The sequence below is a fragment of the Agromyces sp. NPDC055658 genome, from assembly GCF_053618155.1.
This window is the reverse complement of sequence record NZ_JBSHHD010000118.1, coordinates 1-1,227: the sequence shown is the minus strand read 5'-3', so window position 1 is coordinate 1,227 and position 1,227 is coordinate 1. Positions and strand designations below refer to the sequence as shown.

Annotated in this window: 1 protein-coding gene; it reads left to right on the top strand. The window is 65.4% G+C overall.

Annotation, left to right across the window (positions count from 1 at the left end; genetic code table 11):
• Positions 1–91: 91 nt before the first annotated feature.
• Positions 92–1,227: thioesterase domain-containing protein (locus tag ACWGPE_RS18975; protein ID WP_452049310.1), on the top strand; the 1,136-nt coding region annotated here is incomplete at its 3' end.

Here is a 1,227-nt window from a genome sequence, read left to right as displayed (position 1 = left end):
AGGCCGCGGTGTCGGGGTGGGGTATGTGCGCCGGGCTGGGCTGTCTGCGTCCCGGTTCGTGGCGTGCCCGTTCGGTGGAGCGGGCACACGCATGTATCGCACCGGCGATCTGGTGTCGTGGGGTGCTGACGGGCAGCTGCGGTACCTGGGCCGTGCGGATGAGCAGGTCAAGATCCGCGGGTACCGCATCGAACTCGGCGAAATCCGGTCGGTGCTGGCCGATATGGACGGGGTCGGGCAGGCGGTGGTGATCGCCGGCGAGGATCGTCCCGGCGATAAGCGCCTGATCGGGTACGTCACCGAGTTGGCGCCTGGGGCAGTCGATCCGGTCCGGATTCGCGCCGCGCTGGGCGAGCGCCTGCCCGCCTACATGGTGCCGGCGGCGATCGTGGTGTTGGAATCGGTGCCGTTGACGGTCAACGGAAAGCTGGACCGGCGGGCCCTACCGGCCCCGGAATATTCCGACGTCGACCGCTACCGGGCCCCCACCACACCCACCGAGGAGATACTGGCGGGCATCTACGCCCAAGTGCTCGGGTTGGAGCGGGTCGGGGTCGACGACTCGTTCTTCGACCTGGGTGGGGATTCGCTGTCGGCGATGAGGGTGATCGCTGCGGCGAATGCCAGTTTGGGTGCCGAGTTGGCGGTGCGGGTGATGTTCGATTCGCCGACGGTGCGTGGTTTGGCTGCGCAGGTGGGTCGGGCCGAGAGCTCGCAGGAAGTGGTCCCGGTCGAAGTGCTCAAACCGGGCGACGGGGTTCCGCTGTGTTGTGTTCATGACGGTTTCGGGCTGAGTTGGTCGTATCGGGCGTTGGGCCGGTATGTGGATGGTCCGATCGTCGGGATCAACCGAGCGTCAGCCGATGGCGAGCCCGAGCCAGAGTCGATTCAGAGCATGGCGGTCAGCTACGCCGATCGGCTCCAGGAGCTGTATCCGGTTGGGCCCTATCGGATTCTGGGCTGGTCGTTTGGTGGTGTGGTGGCTCATGCGTTGGCTGTGGAGCTTCAGCGGCGTGGTTGTGAGGTTCAGCGGCTGGTGCTGCTCGATGGCTTGTTGAACCCGAACAGGTTCCGGAAACGCATCACGAGGAAGATTGCGAAGAATGAGGCGGTCGCCGAGGGATGGGTTCTGGATTACATCCTGCGGACCAACAAGGTCCGGATTCCGTTGCATATCGGACTGCTGTCGTATTCGCGGGTGGCCGACATCATCGACCGGCACGGGGC